A 16,327-nucleotide genomic window follows, 5' to 3' on the forward strand; every position below is an offset into this window, starting at 1 on the left:
GAATTCTTCGCCGACGGCTTTCACCGTGGCGTACAGATCCGCATCTTCGCCGGGCTCACCGCACGCAGCCATCCAGTTTGCGGACAAGCGCACCTGATCCAGAGCAGAGATATCGGCGGCAGCAATGTTTGTAACGGCTTCGGCGACCGCCATGCGACCGGACGCCGGCGCATTCAACCACGCGAGCGGCGTGCGCTCGCCCATCGCCATCGCCTCGCCCGTCGCGGACGTGTAATCGCTCAACGTCACCGCTACGTCGCTGACCGGCACCTGCCACGGACCCACCATGGGATCGCGGCTGATCATGCCGCCGACCGTGCGGTCGCCGATCGTGATCAAAAAGGTCTTGTCGGCCACGGCCGGGAACCGCAACAGCCGATAAGCAGCGTCGCGCACATCCAGCTTGGCCGCAGTGAAATCATCGCCGAGCGGCGGCAGACGCTTCACGTCGCGCGTCATCTTCGGCGCCTTGCCGAGCATGACGTTGAGCGGCATATCCACCGGCGGATCCTTCAACAACGGATCGCCGACCTTCAACCAACCGTCGTCGGTGATGTCACCGACCACCGAGTGCGGGCAGCGCTCGCGTTCACACAGCTCGGCAAATCGTTTCACGTCCTTGGCAGCGATCAACAGCACGTAGCGCTCTTGCGCCTCGTTACACCAGATCTCCACCGGCGACATGCCCGGCTCGACCGACGGCACTGTGCGCAGGTCGATGCGACCGCCGCGGCCTTCGCTGTGAGCAATCGACTCGGGAATGGCGTTAGAGATACCGCCCGCGCCGACGTCGTGAATCAGCAGGATGGGATTGTCTTCACCCATGGCCCAGCATTGATCGATGACTTCCTGCGCGCGGCGTTGAATCTCAGGATTGCCTCGCTGCACGGACGCGAAATCCAGATCTTCGGTGCTCGCGCCGCTACCGACGGACGAAGCAGCACCGCCGCCCAGACCGATCAGCATCGCCGGACCGCCGAGCACGACGATCTTCGCGCCGGCCGGGATCTCCGACTTCTCCACGTGCATGCGACGCACGTTGCCGACGCCGCCCGCGATCATGATGGGCTTGTGATAACCGCGCAGAGTGGCGCGCGAGTCCGACTTGCCTTCGAGCTCAAACGTGCGGAAGTAACCGAGAATGTTCGGCCGACCGAATTCGTTGTTGAACGCCGCGGCACCCAGCGGACCTTCGATCATGATGTCCAGCGCCGACGCAATGCGCCCGGGCTTGCCGAAATCCTGTTCCCACGGCTGTTCGAAGCCGGGGATCTTCAAGTGCGACACCGAGAAGCCAGCCAGTCCGGCCTTGGGTTTGCCGCCGCGACCGGTCGCGCCTTCATCGCGAATCTCACCACCCGAGCCGGTGGCCGCGCCGGGGAACGGCGAGATCGCGGTCGGATGATTATGAGTTTCGACTTTCATCAGAATGTCGATGGGCTCGTCCTTGAACTCGTAGGCATGCTGATTCACATCGGCAAACCAGCGCCGCCCCACCGGGCCTTCGATGACCGCAGCGTTGTCGCGATAGGCAGAGAGCACGCCGCGCGAATTGTTCGCGTACGTGTTCTTGATCATGGCGAACAGCGACTTGGGCTGACGCTCGCCGTCGATGATCCAGTCGGCGTTGAAAATCTTGTGGCGGCAGTGCTCGGAGTTGGCCTGCGCGAACATCATCAGCTCGACGTCGGTGGGATCGCGGCCGAGCTTCTGGAAATTGTCGGCGAGATAGTCGATCTCATCCGGCGACAGCGCCAGCCCCAACGATTCGTTGGCGGCCACCAAGGCCTCGCGGCCCCGAGCCAGCAGCGGCACCGTGTTCAGCCGGCGCGGCGACTCGTGATCGAACAAGCGAGCAGCGGCGTCGTAAGAGAACACCGCTATTTCGGTCATGCGGTCGTGTAGCGCCGGAGCGATCGCTTCCAGGTCCGCCTGCGACAGCGGCTTCGAGCCGCGCACGAAATAGGCGATGCCCCGCTCGATGCGCTCGACCGCGCGCAGTCCGCAGACCTGCGCAATGTCGGTGGCCTTGCTGGACCAGGGCGAAATCGTGCCCGGCCGCGGAATCACCACGATGAGTTGATCCGTCGCCCCGGCGGCGGCGCTGGGTGCAGCCGGCCCGTAGGTCAGCAGGGCTTCGAGAACGCGGCGCTCTTCAGCCGTAAGCTCCCGTTCCGCTTGCACAAAGTGCGTAAAGCGCGTGGCGAGAGACTCGACGGCAGGGACTCGCGAACGAAGGGCGGCAAGCAGGCGAGCAGAGCGAAAATCGGACAGTGCAGGCGCGCCAGACAGTGTCAGCATGCGGTGCGGGCGGGGGCAGCGGACCGGGCGCGAATCATACCGGAATTCGCCCCCGGCCGGCGGGGCGAGTTGCTGGGGCTACTTCTTGTCGCCCGGGGTATACACCGGCATCGGAAACGGGGTGACGTTGGAGCCTTCGAACGAGCTGATCTTGCTGACGCCCTGTTGCTTCACTTCATCGATGCGCAACACCGAATGCATGGGCAGATAGGTGCGTTTGACGCCCTCGAATTCGGCTTTCACCTTTTCCTCCGTAGGGTCGACCACTACGGCTGAACGCTCCCCGAACACCAGCTCCTCGACTTCCACGAAGCCGAACATGGCGCCATGCCCGACCTTGCGGGCATAGATCTCGTAGACCTTGCCCTGGTTGACAAATACGACCTTGAAAATGTGACTGGCTGCCATCTTGATATCGGCCCTAGGTTGGTAGGCTGCGGTTCCAGGCTATGTAACATTCCCGGAAATTTTCCGGGCGCCACCCGCGATCGCTACCGCGTAAGCAATCCTCTGATTCCCCGGTCAATGGCACTGAAACTCCGCATCATCAGCGATCACTACAAGGCGCTCGGCAAGCGCAGCTCGCGCCTGTTCGGCGTCACCGGCGGCAAGATCGGGCGCTCCCAGGACAACGACTGGATCCTGCCCGACCCGGATCGCTACATTTCCAGCCACCATTGCAGCGTGGAGTTTCGTGCCGGCCAATGGATGCTGGAGGATACCAGTACCAACGGAGTGTTCATCAACGGCTCTGACGTGCCGGCCTCGGTCGATGGCCCCTACGCGCTCAAAGACGGCGATCGGCTGCGCTTGGGCGACTACGAGATTCTGGTCGGCATCGACGAACGCCAGGACTTCCCCTCCGATGCCAGCGGCCAGATGCCTGCGCCGGCCCGCGCCAGCTCACGGCGCAGCTCGCCGGCACCGACGCCCGAAATGGACCTGGGCGAGGAATTGGACCTCACCGATTTGCTCCGCGATGCGGCCATCAAGTCGCCTGAGCCGCCCAACGCGACTCCCGGCGCGGGTCCGCTCAGCGTGCTTGGGCAAGGCGCCGGTGCATTCGACATCAACAAGGCGCTGGGCATCGACTTGCAGCCCACGCGCCCCAGCCCCCAGAACAACACTGTGCCGGGCAATCGGCCGCCTCGCAGCGGCTTCTCGTCACTATTGGATGCTCCTGACGAAGGCGAGCAACGCACGGTCGCTCACGGCGGCAAGCCGGAAGACTGGCAGATGCAGACCAAACCGTACGACCGCAAGTCGCTACAGGCTTTGACCACAGCCTCGCTGGCGCGTGCTGCCATCGAGAAGCCGCCAGCAGCTCCGACGCCAGCCCGTCGCTCCACCGATGCCCCGGCACTGGAGCCGGCTAACGGCGTCGAAGCGTTCTGTCGAGGCGCAGGCATCGACCCAGCGTCCGTGCCCTTGGAAACTCAACACGCGCTATTACAGCTCGCGGGTCAGATGACGCGCGAAGTGGTGCTCGGCTTGATGGAAGTGCTCAAAGGCCGCGCCGATCAGAAGAGTCGGCTGCGCTTGAATCAGACGGGCATTCAACCGGCCGACAACAATCCGCTCAAGTTCTCGGCCAGCGTCGATGAAGCGCTGCTGAAACTGCTCGATGGTCACAACAACAGTCGTTACCTCGGGCCGGTGGATGCGATTCGAGATTCGTTCGCGGACCTGCGCACCCATCAACAAGCGTTGTCGGGCGCCATCCAGGCGGCCGTCGACGAAGTGATGAATCGTATCGAGCCTGGTGAATTACAGGAACGTTTCGATCGCGGCTTGAAGCGCGGCGCGCTGCTCGGCGCGACCAACAAGATGAAGTACTGGGACTTGTACACCGAGTTCTATCACGTGCTGAATCAGCGCAACGAACAGAACCTGCCGACCTTGTTCGCCGAAGAGCTAGCACGCACTTACGCTGAGAAAGCTCAGCAGAAGAAGCGCTAAAACTGTTTTCTTATAATCTGACTTCGGAGGCCCGTGACGTTATGAACTAACGTCGCGGCGCCAGCATGCTGTTGGGTGTGGTGGTGGCAGTGGTCGTCGTGGTGGTTGGCGCAACCGCGGACTCACGCTGAGCCGCCGGCCCAGTATCCGTCGCCACCCAATCGAGAATGTCGATGTAGCCTCGGATGTTCTCTACGAAGCGCACCGGCTCCCAACCTCTCGCATACCCTCGCTTCACTCGCGAATACCATTTCTCCTGCGTCAGCAATGGCAAATGCTCACGCACGTCCACCCATGAGTCCGGATTCTTGTTATGCATCTGCGTCAGGATGCGGGCATCTTCGAGATGGCCGACGCCGACGTTGTATGCCGCGAGCGTAAACCAGGTGCGATCCGGTTCCAGAATGCGCTTGGGAATTTGCTCACGCAGCCAGATGAAGTACCTGGCGCCGCCGAAAATACTGGCCCGCGGATCCAATCGATCGCCGACGTTCAACGCCTGCGCCGTCTCTTCGGTGAGCATCATCAAACCGCGCACGCCGGTGTGCGACGTCGCGCCTGGATCCCAGTGCGATTCTTGATAGCCGACAGCAGCCAGCAACCGCCAATCGACACCCGCTTGATCCGCCGCTTCTTTGAACCAGTGACGATACTGAGGCAAGCGCGATTCGATGTGCTCCATGAACACGCGCGCTTGGATGTAATCGAATCTTTCGGTGGCGCCGTAGTAAGTATCAAGGATGGATGCGAGCCGCCCTTCGGCACGCGCCGATGAAAAGAACGCCGTAACGCGTTTGAGCAGACTCGGATCGCGCGAGTCGACAGCCCACGCCAACGCCTTGCCCCCCGACAAATCGAACGCAATCCGAATCTCGGGATGGAACGCGCGACCGATGGCGAATTCGTTCGAGTCCGCGACGGTGTAATCGAATTCGCGGCGCGACAGCCGATATAACAATTCTTCGGTTTCGGCGGCAGGGTTCTCGACCCAATTCAGATTGGCGTAGTGAACGCGCAGCTGCTCCAGCGTCGCCGAGTGCGAACTGCCTGCCACTACTTCGATGTGACCATCGTACGTTTGATCGAGCGCTCGCGGCCGTGAATCGCCCTGACGGAAAATCAGATGCTCGCGCACTTGTTGATATGGCGGCCCGAACCCCGTTTGCGGCGGCAACCGCAGACCACGCGTCAGGCCCGCAGCCGCGATGTGCGCACGACGCGACTCTAGCTCGCGCATGGCGTCGGCCACATTGGGCACGGAATAGATGAACAGTTTGACGCCCAGCTCGGCGGCAAAGCGGGCCGCAAGATCGAACTCCGGCCCCTGCGGGCCGTCCGCGCCCAGGTAGTAGGCGCTAGGCAGGTTGCGGGTCACCACGCGCAGCTCTCCACTGCGCAATATCTGCTCCATGACGCTCGGCGGCTGGGAACAGGTGCCCAGCAGCAGCATCGCAATAATGGCGAGAGTGATTTTCACCCGGCCCCTGACCTGGCAACCCGCGAGGCCGGGCATTGGACCCGAAACGGGGTCGCAGGGCAATGTCGGCCGCTGGCGGCATTAGTTCCCGCCGTGGAGTAGCTCTATCAGCCCCTCCATGGAGCGCACCTCGGCCGTGCCGGTCGCGATGGTCGGGGGTTGAATGTTCCAAACCGTCAGTGCCGCACAGGCAAATGCGAACATCGCCGCCGCGGCAATGGCACATCGCCTCTGGACATGCGAGCGCGGCGAAGGCTCGATGTCCGGCGTCGATAACGCCAGCTCGACTTCGCTTTCAACCGGGGCACGAACCACGGCGCCCGAGCGACGCCAAGTTTCTTCCAGGCGCCGGAACGCTTCCGCATGCGCCGGATCCCGGCTCATCCAAGTATGCGAGTCGGCGAAATCAGCCTGGCTGGCAGCGGGATCGTTCAAAGTCACGAGCCGCTCGGCGGCCTCGGCTTGGATGGATTCGCGCTTCATGACTCGAGCCAAGTCGAAACGGGTCTGCAGATGGAATAGAGCACGAGCTAGATACTTACGCACCGCTCGCTCAGTGACGCCCAAGCGCTGCGCGATCTGCATGCTCGACTGGCCGTCGATCCGGCTCAGCAGAAACGCCCAACGACACGCCGCCGGCAATTCAGCCAGCGCTGCCAGAGTGACCCGAGCGTCCTGCGCATCGGCGAGCGTCACCTCGGGCGAGGACCGAAAATCGAAGTCGAATAAATAGTGACCGCGGCGCTCGGCATGGTCATTCCTGACGACCGCATCGGCAGGTTCGAATGAAGGCTCGGCAGATGCAAGCATGGCGCACCGATCGGTCGCTGAATGGGACTCGAGGCGGAACGTTCCGAGTGTAGGCCGGCTGCGCCGAGCGCGATTTGCACTCCAGCCGGCCCGTTTGGCCATTTGGCATGAGCCCAGCATCGAAAAGCGTGGCTATTCAAGGCAGACTGCCCCGATGCAAACCCTCGAAAATCTTTCTCAGGCACTGAACAGCGGCCGGCTGCGAGCCCGCGAACTGGTCGATCAGGCGCTGGATCGAATCGCCGATCCGCAGGGCGAAGGTGCGCGGGCCTTTCTCAGCGTGAACGCAAAGCTCGCACGGGAGCAGGCCGATGACGCGGATCGGCGACGCGCAGCGGGTGGCCCGATCTCGCCATTCGCTGGCATTCCCATCGGGGTGAAAGATCTGTTCGACGTGGCCGGCGAAGTTACTCGCGCGGCTTCAACCATCTTAAGCAGCGATCCACCGGCGTTGCGTGACGCGCCGACGATTGCTCGGTTGCGAGCCGCCGGCTTCATATTTATAGGACGCAACACCATGACGGAGTTTGCGTTCTCCGGCTTGGGCGCGAATCCACACTACGGCACGCCGACCAGTCCCTTTGATCGCGCGACCGGCCGCATTCCCGGCGGCTCGACGTCGGGCGGCGCAGTCGCTGTTGCCGATGGCATGGCAGTAGCGAGTTTGGGCACCGACACTGGCGGCTCATGTCGCATTCCCGCCGCGTTCTGCGGCATCGTCGGATTCAAGCCAACGGCACATCGTGTTGCACGCCTCGGCGTGTTGCCGCTGGCCCATTCGCTCGATTCGGTAGGCCCGCTCGCTAATAGCGCCGGCTGCTGCGCCACGCTCGATGCGATTCTGCGTGGCGTGACGCCGACCGCGCTCGTTCCTGCCGCGCTTCGAGATGTTCGTCTGCTGATACCGACATCGCTGGTGTTGAATGAGTTGGACGATCATGTCGCTGCGACGTTCGAACGCAGCGTCGACGCGCTGACACGCGCCGGAGCAAACATTGCCCGGCGGCCCGTGGATGAACTGTTACGCATTCCCGAGATCAATGCGCGTGGCGGCATTGCATCCGCCGAAGCGTACGCGTGGCATCGTCCTTTGCTGGAACGTCATCGCGATCGTTACGACCAGCGCGTCGCCAACCGAATTTTGAAAGGCGCCGAGCTCAGCGATCAAGACGTGCGGGAGTTGTACGAGGCACGGGCCGCTGTTACTGCTGCAGTGGAACGGAGCACGAACGATGTGGATGCGCTGTTGTTACCGACAACGCCCATCATCGCGCCGCCCCTGTCGGCTTTGGAAAAGGATGCCGATTACCTTCGCTTGAATGGGCTGGTCTTGCGGAATCCGTCGCTCGCGAATTTTCTCGATCGCTGCGCCATCTCGCTGCCCGCACATCGGCACGGCGAGGCGCCCGTCGGCCTGATGTTCATTGGCCGACGAGATGGCGATGAACGTTTGCTGTCCATCGCACAGGCGGTGGAGAACGTTCTTAACCGAGACTGAGCTTCCGCTTCGCGTCGGGCGGTGCGACGCTGCGGACCTGCGTGCTGACGCCGCCCTTGTGAGGTGTTCCAATGCCAACCGTGCTTGTGGGAACCTGGGACGATGGCTTATTCGTGGTCTCTGACGGCTATCGCAGCCACGAGCTTCGCGGCCAGCTCGTACGAAGCGTGACGACCGACGGCGCAGGCGGCGCACTCGCCATCGTCGATGGTCACACCCTTCGCCAGCGAGACACTGGCGGCTCGTGGCAGACGATTGCGGAGAGCGAGTTCTCTCTATCCAGCGTTGTGAAAGTGCTGAGCGATATTTATGTCGGCACCGACGACGCTCAGGTATTGCGACTCGACTCGAATGGAGACCTACAGCGCTTGCCCGCGTTCGCTCATGTGCCAGGCCGTGAGACCTGGTATGCCGGCACCGCCGTCGTCGACGGCAAAGTCGTCGGCCCGCCGCTGGGCATTCGTTCCATCACCGCCACCTGCAACGGCAGCGCACTCTTAGCAAACGTTCACGTCGGCGGCATTCCTCGCTCCACCGATGGCGGCGCCACGTGGCATTCGACCATCGCCGTCGCTGAGGACGTCCACGAAGTCCGTGCTCACGACACTCGCTCTGACATCGTCATCGCCGCTGCTGCCACCGGCCTTTGCATCAGCCGGGACGGCGGCCTCAACTGGAGCATCGAGCACGAAGGTTTGCATGCGACTCATTGCTTGGCCGTCGCCTTCGTCGGCGCAGATATCCTCATCTCCGCCTCCGAAGATCCCTTCTCCACTCACGGCGCCGTCTACCGCCGCCCTCTCGACGGCTCCGGCCCTTTGCTTCCCCTCGGCGGCGGCCTGCCTCGCTGGCTCGACGGCACCGTCGATACGAACTGCATCTCAACCCTGGGTTCAGTCGTCGCACTGGCCGACAAAGGCGGGAATGTTTATTCATCGGAGGACGCAGGCGGAAGGTGGGTGCGAATAAGTCAGGGCTTGCCTGCTGCGAGCAGTTTGCTCATCACGTAACAGCATCTACCCAGGGGTTGAACACAGGCACGCGCGCCGTTGCATATTCGCGCGTGTCGCGCGAGACGACGGTGAGCCCATGATGATGTGTCGAGCACCGCGCGCACTCTCACGGACGATGCCGCGCATGCTAGTGCAACGCGCCACCCGGACAAAACGAACTGACGAATTCATTCGACTGGAAGTTTGCTTGACGCTGCTGTAAAACGCGATCGATACGAGGAATAACAAACAATTGACTGGAGACGCCTGTTGAAAGCGATCCTGGTTGTCACCGTAATACTGGCCCTCCTCGCATTGCTGATTCGTTGGTTGGCACCCCATGAGTGCAAGGCCATTCTGAAAAAACTGGCGGGCGTGATCAGCGAACTGGGCCTGCTGTTTTGGATCGTTTGGTGCGCGCTCTATGCGGCGCGCTGGCGCATCCGGGATTTTTTCAGAACGTGGTTCGGACGAACCGCAGCCGGCGTCATCACACTGGGCAGCTTCTACATTCTCTTAGATGTAACTGGCGGAGTCATTCGCCATCTGTCGGTCCCGGAAATTGCGGCCGAAATCCCAGAGCTACCCGCGCTGAACCTATGGCTCGAGGGTTTGCTGATCGCCCTTGCCGTGCTGGTACTGCGACATCACATGCTGGAATTGAGAATTCAGAAACGCAGCGCCGAAGCGCCCATTACTTCAAGGAATTTTTCGACCTGGTCCGACCGATGCTGAAGAAGGCGGAACTGACGGCCGCTGAAATCGATCAGTTCGTCGAGATCGCCGGCAATAGTTTGGTAGCCACACTGAAAGCAGGACGCAAGAAGCACGAGTTCTTCTTGTCGATCATGAAACAACGCCCTGGTGCCCAGCGCTTGTTCACTACTCACGTGTACCCGAAAGGCACGGTAAAAATCGACCTGAGCCAGGAACTACCGCTTGAAATATCGGAGGATGGCTTGCCGAACAGCGCCGCGGGCGCCTGCTTCCTCCGGAACTCGGTGATCTATGTGCCGTCGACTCGACACCTCAGCGGCATTGAGATCACCGGCGTTGAGAAGAAAGACCTCCGGCCCATCGGTCTAGTCTACAAGCCGATAAAAATTGAGCCGGGACCCTCTCTGCTTTGCGTGCCTGTCATCAAAAGTGGTGTGGTCGCGGCGGTCTTGAATATTTCCAGCTCCAAGCGAGATGCGTTCATGGTCGAGGATGTCGACATCGGCAGACTCGTGGCCGCGTTATTGCACGATTGTGTATGAGACAAAAGCCACTTTGACGAACTGGTCGAGGAGGTTTAGGGTAATTGGGACGGGCCAGAGAGTTGAGGATTGAAGACTTATGAATCAACAACCTATGAAACGAGAGTTTGGCTTCACACCATTCAATCTGGTCGCTGAGCTGAAAAACATCGTGACCGAATGGCGCAAGGTTGTGGCTTACGATCGCCGGATGCGGGCGGAGAAGCAAAGGCTCGAGGACGCTTCGTCAGAGCAGAAGGCGTCAACACGGTAAGCCGTAGAACGGCGCGCGGATCAGCGATCAAAGCCCCGCAAGGCGACGCCCAGACGCCGTTTGTATCCTACGCTAAACCGTCATGGCGCTCGAAGCGGGCTATCCTCGACCAAGGACAGCCCGACGATGGCTCGAACTCACTGCACCCGACGAAGCTCCGTCCAATGAGGCAGCGAGTAAATCCAGAACTGGCGAGTCTTCTCCTCGGCGGTGGCGCGAACATAGCCGTTGAGCACGCCATCGCGCAGTTTCAGAGCTACATCGACAAAGTGAGGACTGCGCTTGGTGTCGGAGGTCTGGATGTTCGTAGGGGCCACGCCTGTCAGTAAGCCGTCGCGGAATGCCGCCTCGCTCAACAAAGTCGGTAGCTGATCGGCGATCTGCAGATGGATGTCCCCTGACGCCAGGATCTGCAGCTTCATAGGCTTGGCGCCTTCGTGCGTTTGGATATCTCCGCGCCACTCGCCAACGAGGGTCGCATCGGGCTGCAGAGCTTTATCGGGAGCCTTGTCACGGACACCCAGATCCGTATTCATCTCCTTCCACTGCGGCAACAGCGCCTTGAAGATCGCGGTGTTGATGCCGCCGAAGGAAATCTCATTGGCGTTGGCCAACAGCACCACCCCCACGCGCTTCTCGGGAATCAGATTGAAGGACGTCTTGGTACCGGAATGCGAACCGCCATGCGCATGCACGGTGTACCCGCCCTTGGCCTGCACCTGCCAGCCCAGCGCGTAGCCGTTGCCCGGCCGGATCATCACGGGATCGCGCGTCATCGCGTCGATGGAGGCGCTGCTCAATATGGCCTTCTGATCGCGTAACGGTTGCTTGAGAATGAACAACCCGAAGCGCGCCAGATCGTGCGCGCTGGAGAACATCGCCCCGGCACCCGGCTCGGTGCTCTCATAGAAGGGGATCGGATCGCCGAGCCGGTCATAGCGCGCCGCTGCGTACTTCTCGAGACCAGGTCCGACATTCACCGAGGTATGCGTCATCCCCAGCGGCAGAAACACTTCCTGGCGAAGATAGTCCGCGTAGCTCCGGCCGGAAACCTGTTCGATCACGTAGTCGAGCACCCCGTAGCCATTGTTGCAGTACTCGAAGCGCTCACCGGGCAGCATCATGATCTGTGAGTAGCGGGTCAAGGCCAGCGCCTGCGGCGGCATTTTGCTCAGCTCCTCCGCGCCGAAGAAGGTCTGCCCCGCGCAGGAGAGACCCGAGGTGTGATTCGCAATCCGGCGCACCGTGGCCTGCCGTCCATCGCCGACGCGAACCGTCAGCTGGGCCTGACCCATATAGTCATTGATGGGGCGATCCAGATCGACCTTGCCTGCCTGCACCAACGTCATCAACGCGGTGGCCGTAAAGGACTTCGTGGTCGAGGCCAGCAAGTACATCGAATGTTCGGTCGCAGGCTTTCGATTCTCGCGATCGGCCCAACCGAAGCCTTCTTCCCAAACGATCTTGCCATCCTGTACCACAGCGACCGCAATCGAAGGAATACGGTTCTCGGTGAGCTGCTCTTGAATCAGCGCGCGAGCCGCATCGAAACGATCGGCGCGCGCCGGCGCAGACACGGCGCTCAATGAAAGGGCAATACACAGCCCTGCGCGAATAATTTCCCGCATGAATCGACCTCGACAATGAGTTGAAAAACTAGGGGTGTGGGACGCGCCGCAACTTCAGGCCGACGCTGTCCATCGATAGTCCGGTCGCCTCGCCGCTGGCATTACGTTCGAACGCAATCAGGGTCGGACGAAAGGTTTCCGAATCAAAGTGATTGGCGGTTACCTGGGTCAGGCGAACCGGATCTACCAATCTCATGGAGCGTGCGACCAGTTGCCCTTGCTCCACCGCCACGGTGTACGTGATATCGAGTTCATCACTGTAGTAGTCACCTGCCAGTCGGGCCAATTCTGCCGGGCGGCTCGTCACACGCGTGACGCGCTGGAAACGTTCGCCGGGCGCGCCGGAGATGATCACGCGATCGAGCGCCTCGACCTGGCCGTTTGCCGCGCGAACAGCTCGGTAGTAGTGCCGCCGACGCGCGCCCACCTCAAAGCCGCCATCGGCGTGAAAGACGACATCGAAGACTTCATGGGAATAGCGCTCTCGGCCCACCAATCGATTGCCTTTGCGTTCCAAGGTCACCGACCGATTCGCGGCATGCAGGTACGTCCCGACCAGTTGATCGAGCTGCGCCGGTGGTGGCGCTTTGATGATGTCCGAGACTCTGTTGACCGGCGCCGCGTTCGGCGGCAGGTACAGATCGGCGATGGCGTTGATTTTTGCGGCCACCTCGGTTGGCGTGTTCGCCAGCATCGAAATCGCCACGTCGTGCTCTGGGTAGTACACGAAATAGGTGAAGAACATCGCATCCGAACCGCTGTGTCCCATGGCCCGGCGACCCGCCAGGGGCGCATCGAAGATGAAGGGCTCGAACAATCCGAAACCATAGTGAGTCGGCGTACCGTCGTTCAACGTACCGCCGCGCATGATCTGTTCGATCAACGCAGCGTCGCCCACTCGCGGCTGGCTGAAATTGCCAGCCCACTGCGCCAGATCTTCGATAGTGGTGATCAGATTGGAAGCACCGACCATTTCCAAGTTCAGCAGATAACGCTGCCACGGCCCGTCGCCTTCCCGAAAATAGGAATGCGCGCGTGCCGGCACCACCTCTCGCACGTCATCGTAGAAAAACGTGTGCTTCATCCCGAGCGGCGTGAACATGCGCTCAGCGGTGAACTGACGCAGCGTCTTGCCGGTCACCGAGCGCACGATCTCCGCGAGCAAGGTGTAGCCGGTGTTGGAGTACTTGAAGTTCGTTCCCGGCGCAAAATCGAGCGCCTTCTGTCGCTTCACCATTTCGATGACATGGTCCTGGCGCAGCACGTCGCGTATGTCGTGACCGCCGAGCAAGAACAATGTCATTTGATCGCGCAGACCGCTGGTGTGCCAGATCAGTTGCCGCGTAGTGATCTTGACGCCGAGATCAGGAAAGTACGGCAGGTACGTGCGCACATCGGCATCGAGATCGACCTTGCCCTCGCGCGCCAGCAGCGCGATAGCGAATGCCGCGAACTGCTTGGACATGCTGGCCACATGAAACGGCGTTTGCGGCGTGATGGGCGCGCCCGACTCCAGATCGGCGAGCCCATAGCCCTTCGCGAAGACCACCCGGCCGCCGCGATAGATCCCCACAGCGGCGCCGGGACTTCCCGGCGCCGTTAAATCAACGAACAGAGCATCGATGGCCGCTTCCGTCGTTGCGCTGAGTGCCGATGCTTGCACCCCGCCGCTCGCTAGCAGCAGCAGTAACAACCCAACCCGCATCGAGACCCATGAGGCCACTGAACGTTGCATTTGCCGACCTGCCGATTACATTCTGAAGTTGATGCGCGCCATGAAATTGCGCGGCAGATCCAACTCGACCAGGTTCGGGCCGGAACCCGAGAAGATGTCTTCATCGGTCAGGTTGTTCAACTGCAGGCTGACATCAGCTCGCTCGCTGATCGTGTAGTAGAGGCCCAAGTCCACACGCGTATAGCTCGGCAGCAACACGTTATTGGCATCGTCGATGTAGCGCTTGGCAACGAAGTTAGTCGAGGCCGACACGCCGAGCCCCGCCAGTACACCGGACTGAAAGTCGTAGCGAGTCATCAACGAGAACGTATCGCCCGGCGAATGACCGAGCTGATTGCCATCGAGGCTCGCTGTGTTGCTCTCCACTTCGGTGTCCGCATAAGCGTACGAAGCGTAGACCGACCAGTTGGGACGCAGGTGCCCTTGCACCGACAGCTCAGCCCCCTTGGAAGTCACCTTGCCCAGCGGCACCTGGAAACCCGGATTCGACAGATCCACCGTCAGCACGTTGGGCTTCTCGACATGGAACAGCGCGACGCTGCCATTGAGCCCGGTGTGGCCGATATCGAACTTGGTGCCCAACTCATATTGCACGCTGCGTTCCGGCGCGAATGAAGCGCCGCCTTGCGTCGTGCCCCCGCGCGGAATGAATGACTTCGACTGGTTGGCGAACACCGTAATGCTGTCCGTCACGTCGTACAGCACGCCGAACAGCGTCGGCCAGGCGTTTTGACTCACGACCGTCGGACGCTGAGCCACGCCGCCGGCCGGAGTAAACGTATTCGATGTCCGAATCTCCGCGAAACGCACGCCACCGATCAGGTGCAGGCGATCCAGCAGCGACACACGATCCTGGACGAACACGCCCTGGCTCTCTTCTTCCAGCAGCGAACCATTCAACACCAGCGGGGACGGCAGGGTCGCGGTGTAGCTCGGATTGAAGACATCCACCGAGGTCGTAAAGAAACCGCCGCGGCCGGGACGAAAATCACCGCGCTGGTGGACGAATTCAGCGCCTACCGAGAACTTGTGGCTCAACGGCCCGGTCGCGAACTCACCCGACAGATCCATGTGGTAGGAGTAGTTGTCGGTTTCAGAGTCGCGAGCGATGAAGAAGTACCGACGCAGCGTGCGATAGTCGTTATTCAGAAAGCCTTGCGACAGCAAGTAGCCAGCGTTCTGATCGTCGGCGGTGTGCGAGAACGCCGCGCGCCCGTGCCATGTGTCGGTGAACTGGTGATTCAACTCGAGCGCAACGCGAGTTGCTTTGCGATCCATCCCCACGCCCGGCTCATCGGGGCTGGCGATGAAAAAGGAACGCCGATAGTTGCCGAGCGGATTGGCGGTGAGCAGGCCCGCAGCAGGCGTACCCACGTAGGCACCCACCGGCGCACGCTCACGAGAGTACTGAGCTTCAGCAATCAGTTGGGTACGCTCGCCCAGATCGAACGCGACTACCGGTGCGACGAACAGTTTGTCGGTCGACCAATAGTCGAGGAAAGATTCGCGATCCTGATACGCCACGTTCAACCGTGCACGAATCCGCTCGGACAAGGGCCCGCCCACATCGGTGGTCACTCGGTAGTTGTCATAGCTGCCGAAGCCCGCGCCGAACTCCCAGTGAAATCGATCCAACGGCCGCTTGGTCACCAGGTTGACCACTGCGCCCGGCTCCATCGAGCCGTACAGCACCGACGCCGGTCCCATCAATACTTCCACGCGCTCCACGCCCTGCATGTCGAGCGTCATGGTTTTTCTGCTGGTGCCGTTGAAGGTGGACGCGGCGTAGAAGCCACGAATGTTATATTCCTCGGGCAGATAGCCGTTCTGGGTGCGGCGATTGGCCGCGGACGGCACGAAGCGCAACACGTTGTACAAATCGATGGCGCCGGTGTTTTCTAGAAACGCCTTATCGAACACCATCACGCTCTGCGGCACTTCGCGAACGGTTTCTGCTTCGGTACGCCCGAACACCGTGACGACTTCCAGACGCGAGTCATCGACGCTGTCGTTCGCCGAGCTGGCCGACAGCGCTGCGCTCGAACCTTCGGCCGCTTGTCTGAAGCTGATGACGCGCTGGGCGGCGGCTTCCTTATTGCCGTCGACAAAAACTCGAACGGTCTGTTCGTTGATCAGTTCAAAGCCCAACCCGGTGCCCATGAGCAGCCGCGTCAGCGCCTCGCGTGCCGGCCATTCGCCTTCGACGCCAGGACTTTGCAGGCCGCGAACCTCGGAGCCCACCGAGACGATCTGCACTTTGGTTTGATCGGAAAACGCCAGCAGGGCCGACGCTACCGCTTGCGGTTGAATCGACAGCTTGGCGACGTTGTTGAGCGCGTTGGCGAGCGCCACCCCAGTCGATGAAAACAGCCCGGCTGCGAGCAACCCGAGCGCGACACGACGAATCCGCATGAT

Annotated in this window: 13 protein-coding genes; 6 read left to right on the plus strand and 7 right to left on the minus strand. The window is 61.3% G+C overall.

Going from position 1 to position 16,327, the window contains the following annotated elements; translation table 11 throughout:
* A partial coding sequence (gene purL, locus JNL55_RS21745; protein ID WP_293858798.1) for a phosphoribosylformylglycinamidine synthase occupies window positions 1–2,301 on the minus strand: 2,301 nt, incomplete at its 3' end.
* Window positions 2,302–2,379: 78 nt separating this feature from the next.
* Complete coding sequence (locus tag JNL55_RS21750; RefSeq protein WP_293858801.1) at window positions 2,380–2,709, minus strand: DUF1820 family protein; 330 nt, start codon at window positions 2,707–2,709, stop codon at window positions 2,380–2,382.
* 117 nt (window positions 2,710–2,826) lie between these two features.
* Between JNL55_RS21750 and tagH the strand changes: the two genes are divergently transcribed.
* A complete protein-coding gene (gene tagH, locus JNL55_RS21755; protein ID WP_293858804.1) occupies window positions 2,827–4,260 on the plus strand; it encodes a type VI secretion system-associated FHA domain protein TagH in 1,434 nt (477 codons plus the stop codon).
* Window positions 4,261–4,306: 46 nt separating this feature from the next.
* Here tagH and mltF read toward each other — a convergent pair whose 3' ends face one another.
* Both mltF and JNL55_RS21765 read right to left on the minus strand, forming a co-directional pair.
* Window positions 4,307–5,737 (minus strand): membrane-bound lytic murein transglycosylase MltF, encoded by a 1,431-nt coding sequence (mltF, locus tag JNL55_RS21760; RefSeq protein WP_293858807.1) that lies wholly within the window; start codon window positions 5,735–5,737, stop codon window positions 4,307–4,309.
* 81 nt (window positions 5,738–5,818) lie between these two features.
* Entirely contained in the window at window positions 5,819–6,547 is a 729-nt protein-coding gene (locus tag JNL55_RS21765; protein ID WP_293858810.1) for a sigma factor-like helix-turn-helix DNA-binding protein, read from the minus strand.
* Window positions 6,548–6,701: 154 nt separating this feature from the next.
* Here JNL55_RS21765 and JNL55_RS21770 point away from each other — a divergent pair, with 154 nt between their 5' ends.
* From JNL55_RS21770 to JNL55_RS21790, 5 genes are all read left to right on the plus strand, one after another.
* Complete coding sequence (locus tag JNL55_RS21770) at window positions 6,702–8,045, plus strand: amidase (RefSeq protein ID WP_293858813.1); 1,344 nt, start codon at window positions 6,702–6,704, stop codon at window positions 8,043–8,045.
* Between the two features lie 71 nt (window positions 8,046–8,116).
* Window positions 8,117–9,055, plus strand: a complete 939-nt coding sequence (locus tag JNL55_RS21775; RefSeq protein ID WP_293858816.1) for a WD40/YVTN/BNR-like repeat-containing protein — start codon at window positions 8,117–8,119, stop codon at window positions 9,053–9,055.
* 252 nt (window positions 9,056–9,307) lie between these two features.
* A complete protein-coding gene (locus JNL55_RS21780) occupies window positions 9,308–9,772 on the plus strand; it encodes a hypothetical protein (protein ID WP_293858818.1) in 465 nt (154 codons plus the stop codon).
* Entirely contained in the window at window positions 9,766–10,296 is a 531-nt protein-coding gene (locus tag JNL55_RS21785; protein WP_293858821.1) for a GAF domain-containing protein, read from the plus strand. Before JNL55_RS21780 ends, JNL55_RS21785 begins: the two co-directional genes overlap by 7 nt.
* A 94-nt stretch (window positions 10,297–10,390) precedes the next feature.
* Window positions 10,391–10,549, plus strand: a complete 159-nt coding sequence (locus JNL55_RS21790; protein WP_293858824.1) for a hypothetical protein — start codon at window positions 10,391–10,393, stop codon at window positions 10,547–10,549.
* 137 nt (window positions 10,550–10,686) lie between these two features.
* On the opposite strand, the gene JNL55_RS21795 is transcribed toward JNL55_RS21790, so the two are convergent.
* The 3 genes from JNL55_RS21795 to JNL55_RS21805 all read right to left on the minus strand — a co-directional run.
* Complete coding sequence (locus JNL55_RS21795) at window positions 10,687–12,126, minus strand: serine hydrolase domain-containing protein (protein ID WP_293858833.1); 1,440 nt, start codon at window positions 12,124–12,126, stop codon at window positions 10,687–10,689.
* A gap of 79 nt (window positions 12,127–12,205) precedes the next feature.
* Window positions 12,206–13,912, minus strand: a complete 1,707-nt coding sequence (locus tag JNL55_RS21800; protein WP_293858827.1) for a serine hydrolase domain-containing protein — start codon at window positions 13,910–13,912, stop codon at window positions 12,206–12,208.
* A 15-nt stretch (window positions 13,913–13,927) separates the two neighbouring features.
* Window positions 13,928–16,327, minus strand: a 2,400-nt coding sequence (locus JNL55_RS21805; RefSeq protein ID WP_293858830.1) for a TonB-dependent siderophore receptor, incomplete at its 5' end; no start/stop codon positions are given.

This window comes from Steroidobacter sp. (assembly GCF_016790065.1).
Taxonomy (GTDB): domain Bacteria; phylum Pseudomonadota; class Gammaproteobacteria; order Steroidobacterales; family Steroidobacteraceae; genus Steroidobacter.

Excerpts from the sequence above, each read along its gene's own strand:
- JNL55_RS21750 (WP_293858801.1), bottom strand. The coding sequence starts at position 2,709 with ATGGCAGCCAGTCACATTTTCAAGGTCGTATTTGTCAACCAGGGCAAG.
- tagH (WP_293858804.1), top strand. The coding sequence starts at position 2,827 with ATGGCACTGAAACTCCGCATCATCAGCGATCACTACAAGGCGCTCGGC.
- JNL55_RS21765 (WP_293858810.1), bottom strand. The coding sequence starts at position 6,547 with ATGCTTGCATCTGCCGAGCCTTCATTCGAACCTGCCGATGCGGTCGTC.
- JNL55_RS21770 (WP_293858813.1), top strand. The coding sequence starts at position 6,702 with ATGCAAACCCTCGAAAATCTTTCTCAGGCACTGAACAGCGGCCGGCTG.
- JNL55_RS21775 (WP_293858816.1), top strand. The coding sequence starts at position 8,117 with ATGCCAACCGTGCTTGTGGGAACCTGGGACGATGGCTTATTCGTGGTC.
- JNL55_RS21785 (WP_293858821.1), top strand. The coding sequence starts at position 9,766 with ATGCTGAAGAAGGCGGAACTGACGGCCGCTGAAATCGATCAGTTCGTC.
- JNL55_RS21790 (WP_293858824.1), top strand. The coding sequence starts at position 10,391 with ATGAAACGAGAGTTTGGCTTCACACCATTCAATCTGGTCGCTGAGCTG.
- JNL55_RS21800 (WP_293858827.1), bottom strand. The coding sequence starts at position 13,912 with ATGCAACGTTCAGTGGCCTCATGGGTCTCGATGCGGGTTGGGTTGTTA.